This is a genomic window from Paenibacillus pectinilyticus, from assembly GCF_001700435.1.
GTDB lineage: Bacteria > Bacillota > Bacilli > Paenibacillales > NBRC-103111 > Paenibacillus_E > Paenibacillus_E pectinilyticus.
The window spans coordinates 1,245,706-1,263,925 of sequence record NZ_LYPC01000027.1 but is presented as its reverse complement, the minus strand read 5'-3'; the positions used below and the strand labels follow the sequence as shown (position 1 = coordinate 1,263,925).

Genomic DNA, 18,220 nt, shown 5'->3' with positions numbered 1-18,220 from the left:
CTCTATGAACAGGCATATTCATTTTGTTTCTTCACATTACGGAGGCCCACCATCGGCCCCCCGCTATCGCTAAGCTGATTCGGCCGTTTCGATGCCGCTAGCGCCTGCAATTTACTCCTGAACTCTTCAAGCCACTCTCTACCCTCGCCCGTCGTATCCGCCCAGGAATGACACTCTACGCAGAGGTGAGCCAACTCATTTACTGTCGTGCGTCCTTCTATCTGCCAACGTCTGACCGTATGCGCCGCCTGTAGAGCGATTCCACCTCGTCCACAATGCTCACATCGTCCGTTTGATCTAGCTGCTAATTGGAGCCTTACAGAAGGTCTGATGGAGCCCCGCTGTTTTGCTGTTGGTGCGTTACGTTTATGTTGTGGCTTCGGGCATGCGTTAAGGGTGAATAGGGTCATGTGTCACCTCAAACAGCTCAAAGTGGTCATCACACTGATGAAGTTCATTTCCGCATGAACTGCAGATGTGACTTACGTACTCTTCGTCCCATTCAACTGCATCAACCTCAATTACTCCTTCATTGCAGCACTCATCTGGTTCTTTGTACCAATCAGAACCCAGTTTCCACTTAGCTGGACCGCGATACATTCCGCAATAGAATTTAACTTTTACCGTCTCAGTCATATGTCACCTCAAAATGGGAGATCGTCATCAGATATATCTATAGGCTTGCCATCGTCTTTGAATGGATCTTGTTGCTTCGACTCTTCTTTTTCTTTGCCACCGCCGTTAGACTCAAGAAATCGCACATTATCCGCAATCACCTCAGTCACATACACTCGTTTACCCTCGTTGTTGTCATAATTTCGCACCTGTATGCGCCCTTCAATAGCGGTCAATCTACCTTTTCTGAGGTAATTCGCACACGTTTCTGCAAGTTGCCTCCAGGCTACGATGTTGATGAAGTCAGCTTCTTTTTTACCGTCATTTCCGCTGAATGGACGATCTACAGCTAGTGTAAAAGTAAAGACCGCCACGCCTTGATAATTGTAACTTGTTTTGTCGCTATTACTAAACTTATTTTGGTGTTTTTGTAACATGGTTTTGGCGCTTTCTGTATCATGAATTGACATTTCGCATGAATTCTGTAAGATGATTCGTCGCAAACTAGTCGTTTCCGCACAAAAAAACACGATACCAGTTGGCTCGTGTTTTTTCGTTGAAGTTTCTAAGATGCCGTCAAATTGTATATGACGCTTCTTCTGCGAATTGTATCGTATTCTTCAAGCTTGTGTTCAAAAGGAATTGTACCTAAGTATAAAATTTTGATATCAGTCTCATTTACAAGCCATGACATAAACAAGAAATGATTCATCCATAACCTATATGAATGTAATAGATTTTGCGAATCATCAATTACTAGAAACCTACAACTTGATACCTTTCTTAATAGAATTGTTTTCAGATCAGCTTTAGACATATTTTTGTAAAATATCATTTCTTCTCTCAATAATGAAAGTATAAACTCCCTTTCATTGTCGATATAAGGAGCTTGAGTGTATATGACTGAAGTTTCATCGGAGTTCAATTCTCTTATTAACTCTTTTGCAAAAGTTGTTTTTCCAATACCAGTAGAACCATCAACAAACATAAAATTGGCTTGCGAATGATTAATGAATTTCTCGAAACTTTGTTTGAGATCTGTAAACATAATAACTAACCCCCATTGACGAAAATAAATTATACTTTCATTATCACCAAAAATCGGTATCAATATACTTACTACATAAGATAATTTTTCAATTCTTGGGTTGAAAAGTACATATAGTTAATAGGAGTTACTATTATCATATTATCAACCAAAGTCCCTGAAGAGACTGGAAGTTGCTGTTATGTAACTTGTACTAACAATCGAATCTACGAGCGTCACTAATAGCTAAATAGCGGCTGCCGCGGTGCGATTTAGTTATGAAGCTGATTCCCAAAAGGCTGAGAGTTGACCCCCAGGGTCTGTCAAGATCTTTGTGTAAACTCTTTTAAAAAGATTTCTCCCCGAGGGGAGAAAAAATTTTCAGCGTAAAAATTGGCCGATGCGATCGGGAAAGAAGACCGAAAGTTGGAGTAAAATCTGGCCCCAATTCTGTACTCGGCCGGTCCATTTACGAACGACATCCATTGTGGAGAGATAAAGCATTTTCAATAGGGCCTCGTCTGTGGGGAAAATACTTTTCCCATTCGTAACCTTACGAAGCTGGCGATGGTAACTCTCAATCATATTGATGGTATAGATGAGCTTTCGAAGCTCAGGCGGGTACTTGAAGAAGGTGGCCAATTCATCCCAGTTAGAACGCCATGAACGGATGATCAAAGGATACTTGCCGCCCCAGGCTTCTTCAAATAGGTCAAGTTCCAGCAACCGCATCTTCTGTTGCTGCTTTGTAAATGGGCTTCAAGGCTGCCGTTACCTTCTTAATATCCTTATAGGACACATAACGGGTCGAATTCCGGATCTGGTGAATGATGCATTTCTGGATCTGTTTTGGGAAAAGAGGCTGAAATGGCTTGGGAAAAGCCAGTCAGGTTGTCGACACAGGTGATCAATTGGAAATCATCGTAGGTGAGACTTCAATACCGTACAATTGCTCGAGGTGATCCTGAATATCTCTCGCGCTGACCTTTGGCGTACATGGCAACAATCTGATCCTCAATGCCCGTTACAGTTGATTGGTGCTTCTTCACAACAACTGGCTCAAACTCACCTTGACGATCCCGTGGCACTTCGATTTCATGTTCCCCATATTCGCTGATGATCGTTTTCTTGCTTTTGCCGTTTCTGCTGTTGGTGGTTTGTTTGTTCTGAATGTCGTGTTTCTCGTACCCTAAATGCGCATCGAGCTCAGCTTCCAACATCTCCTGCAGTGTCTCAGCGAAGAGCTCCTTTAGTGCATTCTGGGCATCTTGTGCCGTTACAAGTTTGTTCTCCTTAATGAATTGCCGCAGCTGTTCCTTAGACCATAATCCCATGTGTTCTCCCAACCCTTCCTAGTAATTCTATTTTAATAAGTTTGAGAGTTTACACAATGAGTAGAGAATTATCGAAAGTCATGACAAAAAAATGAGCTCCTTAGAGGCAGGAGCTGACTTTGGATAATTCTATTGGACTAAACTGCGGTGGGTTACTACTATGGGTAATCAAAGAAGGACATACTGCTCTCGAAAACCTTATATTTCTAATGAGCTAAGCTGAAGTACAAAAATAATGAGCCCCAAGTACATCAAAACTGCTCATTTAAACGTAGCTTCCCCCTCCCCAATCAAGCGGCAATTTTATACTTATGCAATTTCCTCTTCAGGTGAAGCTCGACTAATATGGCCGACACCACAGCAAGGGCAAAGGTTAATATCTTTACCCGTCAGCTTTTTAAATAATTCCATGGTGGACAATTTCACTTTCGGCGTATCGCTAATCTTGGTTTTAGTAAGTTTTTTGCACAATTTGAGCTTGGTTGTTTTATTACGGGGGCTGAGTAATCCGTAATGTCGAATTCTTGTAAATCCGGTAGGCAGTACATGAATCAGAAAGCGACGAATAAATTCTTCTGTTGTTACCTTCATCTCTTTCTGTTTATTGCTATCCTTGTAGTCACGCCATTTGAATATCACTGCACCATCCTCAAGTTTCAGGATCCGGTTATTCGATATGGCAACGCGGTGGGTATATCTCCCCAGATATTCCACGACACAACCCGCGTTTTTAAAGGGGGGCTTGCAATAAACGATCCATTCTTTCTGATACAGTGAAGACATCAGTTCATTGAATCTCTCCTGATCTTTCAGATCAGCAATAGAACCGTAATAGTCGAGTTTGGCCTGCTTCAGATAATATAAAAATTTCCCTCTGAATTTCCGGGATAGCACCTTTACAGGGATAAAAAACCTCTTTCTTGCGTGAACCCATTTACCGGACGTATTCAAACCTCCGCCTGGGACAATGCAATGAAGATGTGGATGATGCATCAGGTTTTGTCCCCAGGTATGGAGGATCGAGGTAAAGCCAATTTGCGCACCTAAATACTTGGGATTAGCTGCAAGCTCGGATAAGGTTTCGGCTGCGGCCTTAAATAACAGGTCATACACCACTCGTTGATTTTGGTAGGCTACCGGATTCAACTGATCCGGCAAATACCACATGGAAATAGCCCACATTCAGCAAATCCTCTTTTCGGGCTTCAATCCAGCGTTCTTTCTGTAATGTTTGGCACTTGGGGCAATGACGATTTCGGCAAGAGTTGTAAGAAATTCGCGTGAAATCGCAGTTGTCGCATGCATCTATATGTCCACCCAAAGCGGCCGTCCGACAGCTTTCAATGGCGCGCATGACCTTCAACTGATCGAGATAAAGAGAGTGATCGAGCCGATAGGCAGAACCATTGGCCAAAAAAATATCTTGTAATTCAACCATGGCAAATAACCGATGGTTGTGACATTATCGTGGAATGATCCAACGGACTTTTCAGACCTGAAGTGACGTTGGCCAAGTGCAGGTAAATCGTCGTAGACTGAATATGAGCATGGCCTAGCAATTCTTTAATCTGTAAGAGTGAGGCGCCATCTTCAAGCAAATGCGTGGCAAAGGAATGACGCAGCGTATGAACGGATACATCTTTAGCAATTTTCGTTCGTTTCTTGTAGAAGGCATTCTTGATGCCGGCGGAAGTGATGGGAGTGACCTTATTCGTTCCGAGGAAAAGCCAGCCTTCCGGGTGCTGTGGGCGATACACTTTCCAATATTCACGCAGCACATGAAGGCAAGTTTCCGAAAGCAAGGTGAATCGATCCTTGCCGCCTTTGCCACATCCAACAAACACCCGCATGGTTTTGGAATCGATATGCTGGATTTTGAGCGCCGCGGCTTCACTGACACGTAGGCCCGAACTGTAAACCACCATGAGCATGGCCTTGTGCTTGATGTTGTCGCAACCAGTCATAATGGCCGAAACTTCTTCTCTCGTTAGTAATTCGGGGATGCTCTTACGCTTTTTCTGTTGTGGGATCTGAAGATAATTCAGTGTGCGATTCCACGTAACGGCAAAGAGAAACCGGATGGCTGCACTGTACGTATTTACGGTTGCAGGTGAAGATTTCTTTTCTTGAATCAAGTATTGCAAAAACTTACGAATGTCCTCTACATCAAGTTCGTCCACCGGACGATTACAATACGTCAAAAAAATGCGCGCATTCAGTGTATAACTTTCCAGTGTGTTCTTCGACAACCCCCGAAGCAGGATGTCTTCCCTTAAACGTGACAAAACTTGTTCATTGTTGTCCATGGCTGTTCTCCTTAAAATGATTTAGCAGTAAAACTGCATGGTCATTTTAAGACAGGAGTAGTCTAATCGAAAAGCATGGATAAGAACACAAATGTTGGGTTTATGGTTTTAACCACCGCTACAGCGGTTTATCCAAATTATTTTACAGCCTCGCCCCACATCTTCTCTTATATAGAGACCCACATTTATTACTTGTATTTCTCTTATTCATAAAAAATTAATTATTTAGTTTCCACGTATCTTCTCCGTATTTATTAACAACTTCTATAATGCCATCTTTCTCTTCTGCAACAGTCCTCCATTCATGAAGTTCCTTATTTGCAACTTTTTCAATATAAATATCCCAAATTAATGCTAATTGATTATCTGAAAGTAACTTTGCTAACGCTTCTTTTTCTAATAATAATCCAGTATTATAACCTTCCAATGCCAAATTAAAACAAATCAATTTTCCATCATTGTCAAACCAATACCCCTCTTGACCTTGCTGTAATCCAAGTTTCTTTACAATAAATTCTGAGGGCATTAAATAACTAACAGACTCCTCAATAGAATTATCATAGTCCTTCTCCCATAGATATTCCAAAGTAGTATCTAACAGTTCGCTATATTTATCTTCTTCTTGTTCAAGTTCCGATCGGTAGTCAATATATGCTTGATGCCAAAAATATTCACGAGAAAATATTTTATTTACTGATTTCCAATGTTTATTGTATCAATATTCATGAACTTTGCGATTCCCTTACTCAAATTGTTGACGGAGTTTCATCCCTATTTCAAGGTGGATTACGTGCTTGCAGATGCAGGCTACGATCTCGCACCCATTTACCAGCAAGCACAGGCCCTGGGAGCTTCTGCACTCATCGATTACAACAAACGAAATGAACAACCCCTCGAAGGTAAAGATAAGTATTTTCGCCCTACCTGCAAAGAAGGAAAGAGCTACAGGTACGATAGTTTTGATCCAAAGTATGAAACGCTCAAGTACACGTCACCAAAGGTATGTGGGAGCTGTCCGTTTAACGATGGAGAATGCCAGAAAGTTCAATATTATCCGCCATCGAGGAAAACTAGCAAGCGTAGACTTTCAGTTATCTTGTTTAGTCTATACAGCATGCAAATTAAAAGTAGACCGTGTTAGAAAGAGCCAATCTCACAAGGCTGTGGCTTAATTTTTTTAAAAATAGACCGTCAAACTTCGGATAACACAAGCATCATTTAAAAACGTTATGAAATTGATTCATATAACAAAAAATGAGGAAAGGTTATCGCATGAATTGCTTAACTACGCTATAAAAGCTTCAGATTTAGCATCCACTGTCCCGCTTCGTTCAGATAACCGACACTTTCTAAGTCCGACTCTTGCTGCAACTACATAGATAAGCAGTTTGTCTTCGGGCAAGAGTAATGTTTGAAGTAGTACTTCAAACACATTCTATTAAACTCAATCCATTTCCTTATAGAATTCCGAGATTTCATAACAGAAATTCGTTTTTACAAAACCTAGCCCAAACGCTTTGTTTAAACAATCACTCTCATCCCTTAAAGAGTTGATTCCCACGACGATAAGCACCCGGAGTTACTCCAGTAAGCAACTTAAACAGTCGATGGAAGTGAGAAAGACTCTCAAAACCACATTTTTGGGCAATAATCTCCAAAGAACTATCGCTTGTCAGAAGCATCTCCTTGGTGTTGGCGATTCTCTTTGCATTCACATAGTCGATCACACTTATACCTGTGTATTGTTTAAAGGCACGTGATAGATGTGACGTGGATACTGATGCACGCTTTGAAAGAGTCGTTAAGCACAAATCGTTCTCAGTATGATGTAGATCGATGAATAGCAGCAAGCTTTGCATCCATTGAGGAACTGAATGAACGGGATCTTCGGTTTCGGATTGCACTTGAGACATGAGCCGGTTCAATTGCAATAGTAGAAATTGAAGTTGAAGGCAAATCGCGTGCTTATACCCGCTTTTTCTATCCTCTAATTCCATCTTAATCTGTTCGATAATCGACATAAAGGTGCCCCGCAAGGCCTCCGGAATATTTACCTTATACTTTCTTCGTTTTCTTGCCCATTCAAAACTACTTAGTATGAAATGAGTGTCCCCTAGAGAGGGTATCCTTACCAGAGATGGAGAAAAAAATAACGCTGTCGACAAAACTGGGACCTCTGTGTCTGGAAAAGCTCGATGGATGGTGTTTCCTGGAATAACAAAGAGATCCCCCTCACTCATATCATAAAAGTTGTGATTAAGTAAAAATGTTCCTCGACCTTCGTAAATGTAAACTAACTCATAGCGGTCATGAAGATGCTCGGGAAGTTCATGCTGAGGGGATTTTCGATCCCTGTAAACCATTTCAAACGGAAACATGGGATCATTAAAAAACGATTTGCGTAAAGGTTGCTCCATCATTTTTCCACTCTTTTCACTGATTTCTATATACACATCAAAATATAGCACATTTCCGCAATTATTCGCCATTAAATATCCATTTAAAAGATGATAATATAACTATACAAGAAGGAGGTTATCATATGCTGATTGGAATTCCTCGAGTAATATCACCAGAACTGCTGAAGATTTTAATGGAGATGGGGCATGGCGACGAAATTGTTCTTGCTGACGCCAACTTTCCCGCGGCAAGTATCGCTAACCGACTGGTCCGCTGCGATGGGCATCCCATACCGGATCTTCTCGAAGCAATCTTGCCCCTTTTCCCACTGGACCGTTATGTGGAACGGCCTGCTGCCTTGATGGATGTCCTTCCGGGCGACCCTGTTGAAACGCCAATTTGGGAGCGTTACCAACAATTGATTCAAAAGCATAGCGGTATCGCTGAGCCTTTCGACATGGTAGAACGCTTCGCCTTTTATGAACGTGCCTCCAAAGCCTATGCCGTTGTTGCAACTGGAGAATCCGCTTTATATGCCAATGTAATTCTGAAGAAGGGCGTAATTCCTCATGAGAATTGATGCACATCAGCATTACTGGAAGGTAGAACGAGGCGATTACGGTTGGATCGTTCCAGATCTTAAGGTATTATATCGCGATTTCGGCCCTGAGGATTTGAATCTGCACCTTAGGAATCATCACCTTAACGGTAGTATTGTCGTTCAAGCCGCCCCATCGTTAGAAGAAACGGATTATATTCTTAACCTCGCCTCATCACACGATTCCATACTCGGTGTGGTCGGTTGGCTGGATCTAAACGACCCTCAACACCGTCAGCACTTTGAACGATTCCGTAGACATCCTAAATTTGTCGGTTTTCGTATCATGATTCAGGAGATGCCCGATGCCAACGATATTTTGAATCCCCACTTTGTAGAAGCGTTGCGCTCTTATGCCTACGAGGCCGTGCCAATTGACCTACTTGTTCTCTCTCATCAGTTAGCTCCGCTTGCAGAGTTGTTGGACGTGGTACCCGGCCTGCACGGAGTTATCAATCATTTGGCAAAACCTAGAATCGTTGAAGGCTTATTGGAGCCATGGCTCAGTGATATGCGTCGAATCTCCGCTCATCCCAATATCTATTGCAAACTATCAGGGATGGTCACGGAGGCCGATCATAAGAACTGGAAAACTTCGGACTTCCGTCCTTATGTTCAAAAAGTGTTGGAATTGTTCGGATCTAAACGAGTGATGTTCGGCAGCGACTGGCCGGTTTGTTTACTAGCAGCAGACTATGATCAAGTCGTGGAAGTTTTGATGGAATCGCTTTCCTCGTCATGGGGAGAAAATGAAACAGCGCTTTTGTTTGGCGAAAACGCGAAGACATTCTATAAACTTGGCAAGGAGGTAGTCAAATGAAATATAGAACGCTCGGTCAGACAGGACTTGAGGTTTCCGCATTAAGCTTTGGAGCATCTTCACTTGGCTCTGTATTTCAGAAGACGGATGATGCGGAAAGCGTAAAAACCGTGCATGCCGCCATCGAAATGGGCATTAATTATATGGATGTATCTCCCTACTATGGATTAACCAAAGCAGAGACTGTCCTTGGCAAAGCCATAGCCCAACTCCCGCGCGACAAGTTCTTACTGTCAACGAAAGCAGGCCGCTACGGCTCGGATCAGTTTGACTTTTCAGAAAAGCGCATTCTCGACAGTGTAGACGAGAGCCTAGCCAGACTACAAACGGACTACTTGGATATCCTATTTTTGCACGATATTGAATTCGTTCCTTTTCAGCAAGTCGCCGAGGGCGCATTTCACGCGCTTGATAAACTAAAGCAATCGGGAAAAATTCGTTTTGCTGGAGTATCCGGGCTACCACTTTCCGTATTGGAGAAAGCCATTCTCCATACCCACTTGGATGTGGTGCTCTCTTACTGCCATTATTCATTAAATGATACGACATTGCTATCCATCCTTCCACTTCTCGAACGTCATGCGGTCGGTTTAGTGAACGCTTCTCCGCTTTCAATGGGACTTCTGAATACAAACAAACTCCCTGATTGGCATCCTGCAAGCGAGGAAATTAAGCGTGTCTGTAAAGAAGCCGCTCATTTGTGCGCGCGCAGCGGAGTCGATATTGCTAAATTAGCCATCCAATTCTCCGTTGCGGATGAACGTATCCCTACTACTCTGGTCAGCACAAGTAATCCACTTAATATCCGTCGTAATGTTGAATGGGCAAATGAGGCCCTCGACGAGGCTCTCTTGCGCGAGGTACTAGCCACTCTTCAACCGATTCAGAACAAATCCTGGGTTAGCGGACTGCCGGAATATAATCTAAACATCCTACTCTAGAGGAGGTCTTATAATGAAAGCAATAATTTGTGAAGAAGTCGAGCGCTTCACTATAGTGGACTTACCTGACCTGCAATCGAAGCCTGCAGAAGCGATCGTTCGTATCCGCAGAATCGGTATTTGCGGGACAGACTATCATGCCTTCAAAGGAAATCAGCCCTTTTTTTCGTATCCTCGCGTATTGGGCCATGAATTAGCGGGAATCATTGAGCAGATCGGGGAGAACGACGCTGGTCTACGTGAGGGCGACCAGGTTAGTATAATGCCTTACCTTCACTGCGGCATATGTATTGCGTGCAGGAACGGCAAGACGAACTGCTGCACGGATATGAAAGTGCTCGGCGTCCATGTTGACGGCGGGATGTGCGAGAAAATTTCCATCCCTGTTTCTCACCTGTTGAAGACCGACGGATTGACCCTCGATCAAACTGCAGTACTCGAGCCGTTGGCGATTGGCGCTCATGCCGTAAGACGATCCGGGCTTTGCTCCGAAGAGTTCGTTCTCGTTATCGGCGGAGGCCCTATCGGACTAGGGGTCATGATATTTGCCCAAGTTGCCGGCGCTCGTGTCATTGCTATGGATATTAATGATGAGAGACTAGCCTTTGCCCGTGCCTGGGCCGGTGTGTCCCATACCGTTAACGCATTGGAGAATCCCCTCGAACAGTTACGGGACATAACGGGCGGGGAACTTCCGACCGTCGTTTTGGACGCCACAGGGAATGTGAGATCGATGACGGACGCGTTCGGATTCACTTCACATGGAGGCACCTTGGTGTACGTAGGGTTAGTGAAGTCGGACATTGCCTTCCACGATCCTGAATTCCATAAACGAGAATTAACGCTGATGGGCAGCCGGAATGCGACTAAAGAAGACTTCCTTCATGTATTGGAGACAGTCCGCAGCGGCAAAATCGATGTTGAACGATATATTACTCATCGATCCTCGTTCCAAGAAATGCCCGACCACTTTGAGAGCTGGTTAAAACCTGAATCGAGGGTCATTAAAGCCATGATAGAACTTTAAACAAAGAAGGTGTCCCTTAGCTTAGCAAGCTTGGGGGCACCTTCTTTGCTTTGAACGCTGCTTAGTCTTATCGCGTATTCCTTGAATATTGTACAAATTATCTCGTCAACAGAACCTTCTCAACAAATTGCTATCGGGTGAATAACCGATGCGGTAACTCCTTTTAATTTAAGAGGAGTCACGATAATAACAAATTCATACACCTGTTCCTGGGCAAGTTGTTCTAAGTTCAGGCATTCCATTATAGGAACTCCTTGTTCCACCAGCAGGTAAATATGGACATCATGTTTTGGTGATGGCAGCACTTCAAATGTAGAAGTATCGCCTCCGACAACGATTGCTCCCTTCTCAACTAGATACTGTGCCGCTTGCAAATTGACTCCTGCATGTCTGCTTAAAAACCGTTTGTTTTCTTTCATCCAATACTTAGAGAATCCTGTACGGGTCAAAACGCACATTCCGTTGGTTATATGTATTCCTTGCTTCTCTTCACAAAGCTTGATATCTTCGGCAGTAATTGCATAACTATCTTCTAATATATCTACACCAAGAGCTTTAGGTATATCCAAGAGTACCCCCTTGGTAATAATTGGTGGCATTTGTTCGACGCTCCACTTCAAGATCCCCTCATGATTTTCAGCATCTGAAACGGTTTGCCCTCCAAAAAAGTATCTCTCGTCCCCAACCCGTTTACTGAAGTGGCACAATGCGTCAATGTGTGTCCCAGTGTGTTGTCCCATCATAGTAAGCTCTGAAGCAAATCCTCCGGATCCTTCTAAAATACCATCTGAATCAAAGTGCCGGATATGTGGCATGATTTTAAATGGTGCATGGCCTTCAAATACAGGTATTCCAGGTTCTAGTACCTGTTGAAGGCTATAAACTCTACCAGTACGAATCATTGAAATTAATTGAGGCGTAAATTGTGGAAAGGACAGCTTTCCATAGATTTTTGCCGTATGTTCTAGATTTCCTGTCATATCCAATCACCAATTCCTCATTCTATTGTGGCTAGTAATAAGTATTCCTGTTGGGTCATCTTAATTTCTTGTTAAACAATTTGCTAAAAAATTAAGTGAGTTCCTATAATCCACTATGTTTCAACTATCTTCTTCAGCTCGATGCTGCCACTCCCGATTCCGCCTAAGGGAAACGAAATTTCATTCCGTTTCCCTTAGGCATAGACGAGATTTCTACATATTTCCATTTAACACAACCTCAAGTCATTAATTTGTGCTGACGGCAAGAATACTCCCTTGCTCGATTCGTACCTCTTCGTTAAAGAGAATGATATTCTCCTGCCGCGTAAATGGAATGCCTGCACCATCCAACTTTACTTCCGCAATTTCCTTGTTCGCGAGCAAATCAGAGCCGAGACTCCGGATTCCAAGGCTGCCGTATTGAACCTGCAGGGATAACTGTCCGTTATTGTGGACGAATTCCCCCCAGCCGGTATGCAGCGAATAGAAGCAGCGAAACTGATCCTGATTGATTTTCGGATCAAAGCCGATATGTCCTCGAACCATGTCGTATTGAAATCCGCTCAATGCAAGCAGGAATCCGTAAGATGCCATCGACCGGGCATAGTTGCTTCCGCACTCAAACTCATTCCAGGGATTTCGGTTCAAGCCGTCATACCGGTCGCGAATCGCCTTTACTACCGATAAGCCCTCATCAATTAACCCTTCATAGATCAAATGGCAGGCCGCCTGATACTCGTAACCGTTCTGGGTTTCGTCCTGGTATGGAATCGGGATTTTCGGACTGTTATTCTTGGGCCAAGTGGCGATGACGAGTCCCTTATCGTCGTTCACCGCATAAATGCGGCATGCATTGACATAATTCCGAAAGCACTCTACGAAATTATTCTTAAACAAATTCGATAAAGCCGTCTTAACTTGATCCTTTTCGAATACATAACCTAGTCCTACAATGTGCGCAAACCACTGCCCGATGACCTGATCGATTTCGCAGCCTTCGGCAATTTGATATTTCATTTCCTGAGTTTCTTCATTCCAATAAGTTTGTTCAGCCTCAAATTTCTCAAGCAGCGTTCTATCTTTCAAATTCACGGATTGATGGTAATATTCGCCGTTAAATAAATGTTTGTTCGCCCAATCGGAACCGCTTTTGCACAGTTTCAGATACTCCTCCTGTTTATCCCGTTCGCCCAAATGCCCCGCCATCTCCGCCGCGGCTTTCAGGGCAGTCAGATAATAGCCAGTTAACCAGGAGTTCGGACCGAACAATTCCATGTCTAACGTATGGTGCTGCCGGCCTTCCATCACACCGTCTTTATCCAGATCCCACAAATCCTCATTCGTCGCATCCCAAGCATATTCCAAAGAACTTTTCACCTTCGGCCAAACCAATTTCAGCCATTCCGTATCTCCGGAAATTTTCCATTCCCGATATGTCTTAATAATGCCGCCCATTTGTCCGTCCGCAGCAGCCCTGTGGTGATTTTCCTTAATCGTCCTTTCTACAGGCAGAAATAATCGGAATGTCATTTTCCCGTTGCTGTGCAAGGCATATTTGAAATCCACTTCCCGCATACCTCTTGCGAGGGCCGGGAATAAAAAAGCCGTAGCCTGCTCATAGTTCCAAACGTGCGTACACGAACCTTCACAAGATCCCTCATGCGCGTGAACTCCTTCAAAACCGTAGAGAGTGCCGTCGGTCAGGCGTACGCAGGTAGCTGTTTTCAAAACGGAAATGGTGCTGGAGATCGCGTCGATGACTACATCGGGAAGCGTCGAACGGAATAACAATTCTTTAAATGCCATCGTATCCGAATAGAGCTGGTTATGGTTCTCCCATACATAACGTGCCGAAGCCGTCGAATCTTGGAACAAGGTGGCATAATAATTTTTCCATACTGGGTTAGGGTTGAGAGTCCCTTCCGGTGTAATCCCCGGATTCCAAAAATTTTCAAAATTAGGGTAACTCCAGGTGATCATAAAGCGAAAGACACCCGTCTCTCCCGGAGCAAGCTTTTGATGTGCGCTTAATAGACAAACGTCCTTCAAGTTGTTCGTGGAAGTATTGTCGCGCGTCGTTTCATAATAGCGCTCCTTGAACCTACCTGGTGCGGAAAACTCCTTCCAGAACACCGTCAGATTGTCAAACCAGCCTCCCCGATACCAATAGCTTTGATAGCTCACATCCGGGTTATCCGTACTGAGTGTCATGTCTCCGAATTCGGGAGCATCTTCCTTATAGGCTTTGGAATACAGATTCATCCCTTTAAAGGAACCGAAATCACGATATTCATTTATCGCACCTTTTGCAGCCGGATTGGTTAGATTGCCAACTACGCTGATATCCAGAGCTACATCGGATTGGTTGGTGACCTCATAGGCCAATATTGCTGCAGGAATCGAGGAATCTTTATCGTTTAACGGAATAAACGGATTATATGCAGTTAATTTCACATCCAACGGAACACTCTCGTCCTCGAACTGAATTTCGGCAAAAGGAAATTCCCCTTTGAAAGAGGTCGAAGTAAAATGGGTAAATCCGGCCATGCTTTCTCTCGCGACCCCGAAACCGAAGCCCTGAAAGTTTTCACTTCCTGAACCAGTGTAAGGAGGATGCAAATCCCCATTTAATATTTTCGACACTTTAACAGTACCGTTATGTTCTGCTTTGATCGCAAAGAACGAAAATCCGTTGTAGCTGTTTTTATTGGGTCTGTTAAAGATCTCCCAATCGAAGAGTCTGCCGTTTCCGGCAAGGCCAATGGAACCTGAACCGATTCCGCCGAGCGGAAATGAGATTTCGTTTGTATAGCTTCCCTTGCGGACGAAATCTTTGTTCATGCCGTATAATTGTTCTTTTGAATAACTCATATGTCTGTTCCTCCCAGTATACAGTTATGTTTACTCACATGTTCTTGCCCGATCTCCGTATTTCAACTTTGACAGATGGTGAGAGGCCGTAAGAAAATTACGGAGTAGACCATTGGCGTAAAAGGGTAGCGGGGACAGCGCCTGCAATCACTAGGTTTCCAGGCTATAAATGCTAAGGTATGATCGTACAGTAGATCTCCACGTCCGCTCTTAGGATTTCCCTCCCCTGTCACGCTGGGTCAATGTCTATACTCCTTCGTTCACCTCGTCGGAATATCCGGTTACATTTTATTGCCTCCGGCTGTTATGCCTTCCACGAGGTATTTTTGTCCGAAAATATACAATATAAGCGGTACCACCCATGTTGATGTGACCCCAGCCAAAATAGAGGATAAATTTCCTGAACCGAACACCCCGTTAAATACCGTCATGCCGATCGGCCGATCGGCAGTGTCATTTTTTCAAATGTATTAAGAAAAATCAGCGGGCGGAAGAAATCGTTCCAGGTTAGGAAATCTCATTGATAAAAGGCCGCTCCTTCACAAAACGTTTGTCTATTCGAAATAATTTTTCACGATCGTATGACACGTTCACTTAAGTCCTTATTTCAATCATCAATGATGGTCAATGATCTGAAACGACTCAAAGTCTGCTGCCATCTCCTTGCCGGCGTTCGTCCAAGCAAATACTCCAACCCGAGGAGCGTTCAAGCTTGCACTGAAGAACGTACCAGCCCTGGTAAAGTGGATTCCGTTGGTTGAATAATAAGCGGAATATTGATGTCCAAGTTTGGTTAACCGCAAATACAAGGTTTGACTGGCAACGTTGTCTGGAACGGACTGATCTTCAGTTGTCTTGCCAACCTCCTTGGTAAAGACAAAATGGCTGATTCCGTCACTGCTCATTCTGCCTATCTTGACGTAATTGTCATCATCCTGATAGATGATGACTCCCGCCTGCTGATAATTACTGTCTAGCGGACTTGGGAACGTCAATTTGCTGACGATAGAGAAATCCTGTTCCGGCGCATTGCGCAGGAGGATGTTCTTTGCATTATTCGAGTCGTAAAACAGCTCGCCTTGCTGCCCGATGATCCTGACAATTCCAGTGTCAGGAAATAATTTGTATTTGGAAGAATCTTCTCGGACCCACGACCAAAGTGGGGGTTTTACTTCATTGGCAAAATGCTTTGGCGCAGCAGCTTTGCTTGCCGGCCCTTGAGGATCCGCTTCTGGCGTATGCGCAGGATGCAAGCGGGCCAGTAAAGATTGCAGAATCCCTACCTTGGGAAGATCGAGCGAATAGGCTTTGTATCCATACTCGGACCAAGACGTATTCTTTGCCACATTGACGATCTTAACATGAAGTTCCTTCTTGTTCGCCGTATAGGCCATGGGAATCATGAAGTCATCGTCTCGCCACAGATGGTAAACATTGCTGCCTGCATGATACCATGTACCGACAGGAACGCCATCGATGGAAACGGTAGCTTCACTGTTTGGCATCGTTTGATCAAATGTCCTTCTAAGAATGACCCCATGGTTATGGGGGTCCACTTTGAGCGTGAGTTCGCTGCTCCCCGTGTAAGAACGGCCGGGTAGCGTTACGACCCTATCTTCCTCGCTGCCTTCATAGGTACCGCTTCGAGTATCTTGCGAAGTTTGATCTGTGAGTTGGTAGGCATGACTCTGTTCACTGCTCGAATTGCCAATGTCCAGACTATCGGTAAGCTTCGTTTCCATATTGGCATTGTAGTAGTACACAAGAGAAGAGACCTCAACATTCGCATCATTCGTAGTCGTCTCGGACGGATTGTTGCCATTCAGATCAGCACCATGCTCCAAACCGAATGTGATCCCGTTACGGAATGGTATGGGATCGTTGATAAAGAATCGGTAAGCCGCCGTAAGGTCTTGCTCCCCTTCTTTATGAGCACCATTGCCATGAAAGGGCAGCGTAAAAGTTCCGTTGATGAAATATCCGCCGCCATTATAAAGATCCTCCGTACCGGTCCCCATCCATACGGGAGAACGGCTCCCGTCGATATAGATTCTTTCGTCCCCTTCCAGGTATCTTCGATCTGTATCGCCAGCGAACGATTGAATGATACCCACCACATGACCAATGCCTTGAGAATCAAGAACGGTATAATCGCTTCCATCTCCGGATTTAGGGTGAAGATCGGTAAACGCAGCGTGCAAATAGCCAACTTTATCCATAGAATCCGTAAAAGGGGTGTACTCTGTTGTAAACTTAACTGCTTTCGTTTCCATTTCCCTGAAAGAGACCAGATCAATCTGAGCCGATCGCTTGAATGGGGCTGGAAGGTACAAGTACAAGTCTCCGTTCTCATTTATACCCGCGGGAAGGGATCGAACGTTTTGAATACCGAATTGCCCCATAGCGAATACAGAACCAAGCGGAGCATAAAAACTAGGATTCTTCTCCCCGTCATAACGAATTCGCAACCATAGTTTGTTTAAGACATCCGCGCTGGCTTTCCGCTCTTCAATCACCTCGGGGATGTTCAGCTTTATGGACTGGATCGTTGCTGGACCGCGAAGATCGGCTAATCGAATTGTGGCACCGCCAGAGAGGTTAACCGTTTTCTCAGCAACGTTTCCCTTGGATTCATACGGCGTGCTTCCGGTCTTCTTCACTAAGTCGTCATAACTTTGATTGATATCGTGTTCAGGCCACGAAGCAATAGACGTACCAGGACTGAATGTATCATATCCGACCTGGTAGAAGAAGTCTTTGCCCACTGGCGTTGCCGTAATCTTCAAGCCTTTGGCAAAGGGGATCGTTACATAACAGAAATTGCCTCCGCTGGATACAGAACCGTCTCCTGTCAAATGCTCAAGAAAAGGCGGCGTAGATCCATTAAACATATCTCTCATCTTGATCTTTAAGCGTGGAGATGATTCCCCGTCAAAGTAAAATTGAAAATAGGTTTGATCTATATCCCATGCGCCAGCGAACCATAATCGGTTTACTTTTCCCGGGCCCTTAACGTCTAGCATAACCTGATCATGATGGTCATCCGTATAAAGGAAGTTGCTTTGGTCCCATCCGTCATTGTTGCCCCCCGCACGGTCATAGCTTGACTGAAGGGCGGAGAATACGTTGGGCCGCAGGTAGGCTAGCTTATTATAATTCTCAGATGCATCAAAGGTATAAGACTCATTTGTTCCGATCGTTTCGTGTTGTTCTCTATGAAGCGCGGCCCAAGCGAAACTCGCGGCAAGCACTAGTAACATTAATACGGAAAACACTTTATAATATCTCTTCAACATGACTT

General features: G+C 44.2%; 14 protein-coding genes and 3 pseudogenes. 5 read left to right on the top strand and 12 right to left on the bottom strand.

Features of this window, described 5'->3' with window-relative positions; all coding sequences use genetic code 11:
• Window positions 1–2 precede the first annotated feature (2 nt).
• The 8 genes and pseudogenes from A8709_RS27285 to A8709_RS27250 form a co-directional block, all read right to left on the bottom strand.
• Window positions 3–410: an HNH endonuclease gene (locus A8709_RS27285; RefSeq protein ID WP_065857061.1), complete on the bottom strand. Its 408-nt coding sequence runs from the start codon at window positions 408–410 to the stop codon at window positions 3–5.
• 234 nt (window positions 411–644) lie between these two features.
• Window positions 645–1,085: a single-stranded DNA-binding protein gene (gene ssb, locus A8709_RS27275; protein WP_425262352.1), complete on the bottom strand. Its 441-nt coding sequence runs from the start codon at window positions 1,083–1,085 to the stop codon at window positions 645–647.
• A gap of 95 nt (window positions 1,086–1,180) precedes the next feature.
• A complete protein-coding gene (locus A8709_RS27270; protein WP_065857055.1) occupies window positions 1,181–1,663 on the bottom strand; it encodes an ATP-binding protein in 483 nt (160 codons plus the stop codon).
• A gap of 360 nt (window positions 1,664–2,023) precedes the next feature.
• Window positions 2,024–2,441, bottom strand: a pseudogene (locus tag A8709_RS35300) (transposase).
• Window positions 2,442–2,577: 136 nt separating this feature from the next.
• Window positions 2,578–2,976 carry a transposase gene (locus A8709_RS35295; protein ID WP_244163321.1) on the bottom strand — a complete coding sequence of 133 codons (399 nt, stop codon included), beginning with the start codon at window positions 2,974–2,976 and terminating at the stop codon, window positions 2,578–2,580.
• 309 nt (window positions 2,977–3,285) lie between these two features.
• Window positions 3,286–4,414 (bottom strand): annotated as a pseudogene (locus A8709_RS27260) (IS91 family transposase).
• Window positions 4,407–5,282, bottom strand: a complete 876-nt coding sequence (locus A8709_RS27255; RefSeq protein ID WP_065857052.1) for a tyrosine-type recombinase/integrase — start codon at window positions 5,280–5,282, stop codon at window positions 4,407–4,409. The pseudogene A8709_RS27260 and the gene A8709_RS27255 overlap by 8 nt, the downstream one beginning before the upstream one ends.
• A gap of 217 nt (window positions 5,283–5,499) precedes the next feature.
• Window positions 5,500–5,868 carry a hypothetical protein gene (locus A8709_RS27250; RefSeq protein WP_141692664.1) on the bottom strand — a complete coding sequence of 123 codons (369 nt, stop codon included), beginning with the start codon at window positions 5,866–5,868 and terminating at the stop codon, window positions 5,500–5,502.
• Window positions 5,869–6,015: 147 nt separating this feature from the next.
• Here A8709_RS27250 and A8709_RS35290 point away from each other — a divergent pair.
• Window positions 6,016–6,454 (top strand): annotated as a pseudogene (locus tag A8709_RS35290) (IS5/IS1182 family transposase); the annotation flags it as partial.
• Between the two features lie 363 nt (window positions 6,455–6,817).
• Here the strand turns inward: A8709_RS35290 and A8709_RS27240 are convergent.
• On the bottom strand, window positions 6,818–7,699 hold the full coding sequence (locus tag A8709_RS27240; protein ID WP_208607747.1) for an AraC family transcriptional regulator: 882 nt from the start codon (window positions 7,697–7,699) through the stop codon (window positions 6,818–6,820).
• Between the two features lie 125 nt (window positions 7,700–7,824).
• Between A8709_RS27240 and fucU the strand changes: the two genes are divergently transcribed.
• The 4 genes from fucU to A8709_RS27220 are packed head-to-tail and all read left to right on the top strand — an operon-like array spanning window position 7,825 to window position 11,068.
• Window positions 7,825–8,262: an L-fucose mutarotase gene (gene fucU / locus A8709_RS27235; protein WP_065857043.1), complete on the top strand. Its 438-nt coding sequence runs from the start codon at window positions 7,825–7,827 to the stop codon at window positions 8,260–8,262.
• Window positions 8,252–9,100 carry an amidohydrolase family protein gene (locus A8709_RS27230; protein ID WP_065857041.1) on the top strand — a complete coding sequence of 283 codons (849 nt, stop codon included), beginning with the start codon at window positions 8,252–8,254 and terminating at the stop codon, window positions 9,098–9,100. Before fucU ends, A8709_RS27230 begins: the two co-directional genes overlap by 11 nt.
• On the top strand, window positions 9,097–10,041 hold the full coding sequence (locus A8709_RS27225; protein ID WP_065857039.1) for an aldo/keto reductase: 945 nt from the start codon (window positions 9,097–9,099) through the stop codon (window positions 10,039–10,041). Before A8709_RS27230 ends, A8709_RS27225 begins: the two co-directional genes overlap by 4 nt.
• A 13-nt stretch (window positions 10,042–10,054) precedes the next feature.
• Window positions 10,055–11,068, top strand: a complete 1,014-nt coding sequence (locus A8709_RS27220) for a zinc-binding alcohol dehydrogenase family protein (RefSeq protein WP_065857037.1) — start codon at window positions 10,055–10,057, stop codon at window positions 11,066–11,068.
• 119 nt (window positions 11,069–11,187) lie between these two features.
• Here the strand turns inward: A8709_RS27220 and A8709_RS27215 are convergent, their stop codons facing one another.
• The 3 genes from A8709_RS27215 to A8709_RS27205 form a co-directional block, all read right to left on the bottom strand.
• On the bottom strand, window positions 11,188–12,048 hold the full coding sequence (locus A8709_RS27215; RefSeq protein ID WP_141692663.1) for a cyclase family protein: 861 nt from the start codon (window positions 12,046–12,048) through the stop codon (window positions 11,188–11,190).
• A gap of 246 nt (window positions 12,049–12,294) precedes the next feature.
• A complete protein-coding gene (locus tag A8709_RS27210; RefSeq protein WP_208607746.1) occupies window positions 12,295–14,919 on the bottom strand; it encodes a GH116 family glycosyl-hydrolase in 2,625 nt (874 codons plus the stop codon).
• Between the two features lie 614 nt (window positions 14,920–15,533).
• On the bottom strand, window positions 15,534–18,212 hold the full coding sequence (locus A8709_RS27205; protein ID WP_167357182.1) for a DUF2961 domain-containing protein: 2,679 nt from the start codon (window positions 18,210–18,212) through the stop codon (window positions 15,534–15,536).
• Window positions 18,213–18,220: the final 8 nt, after the last annotated feature.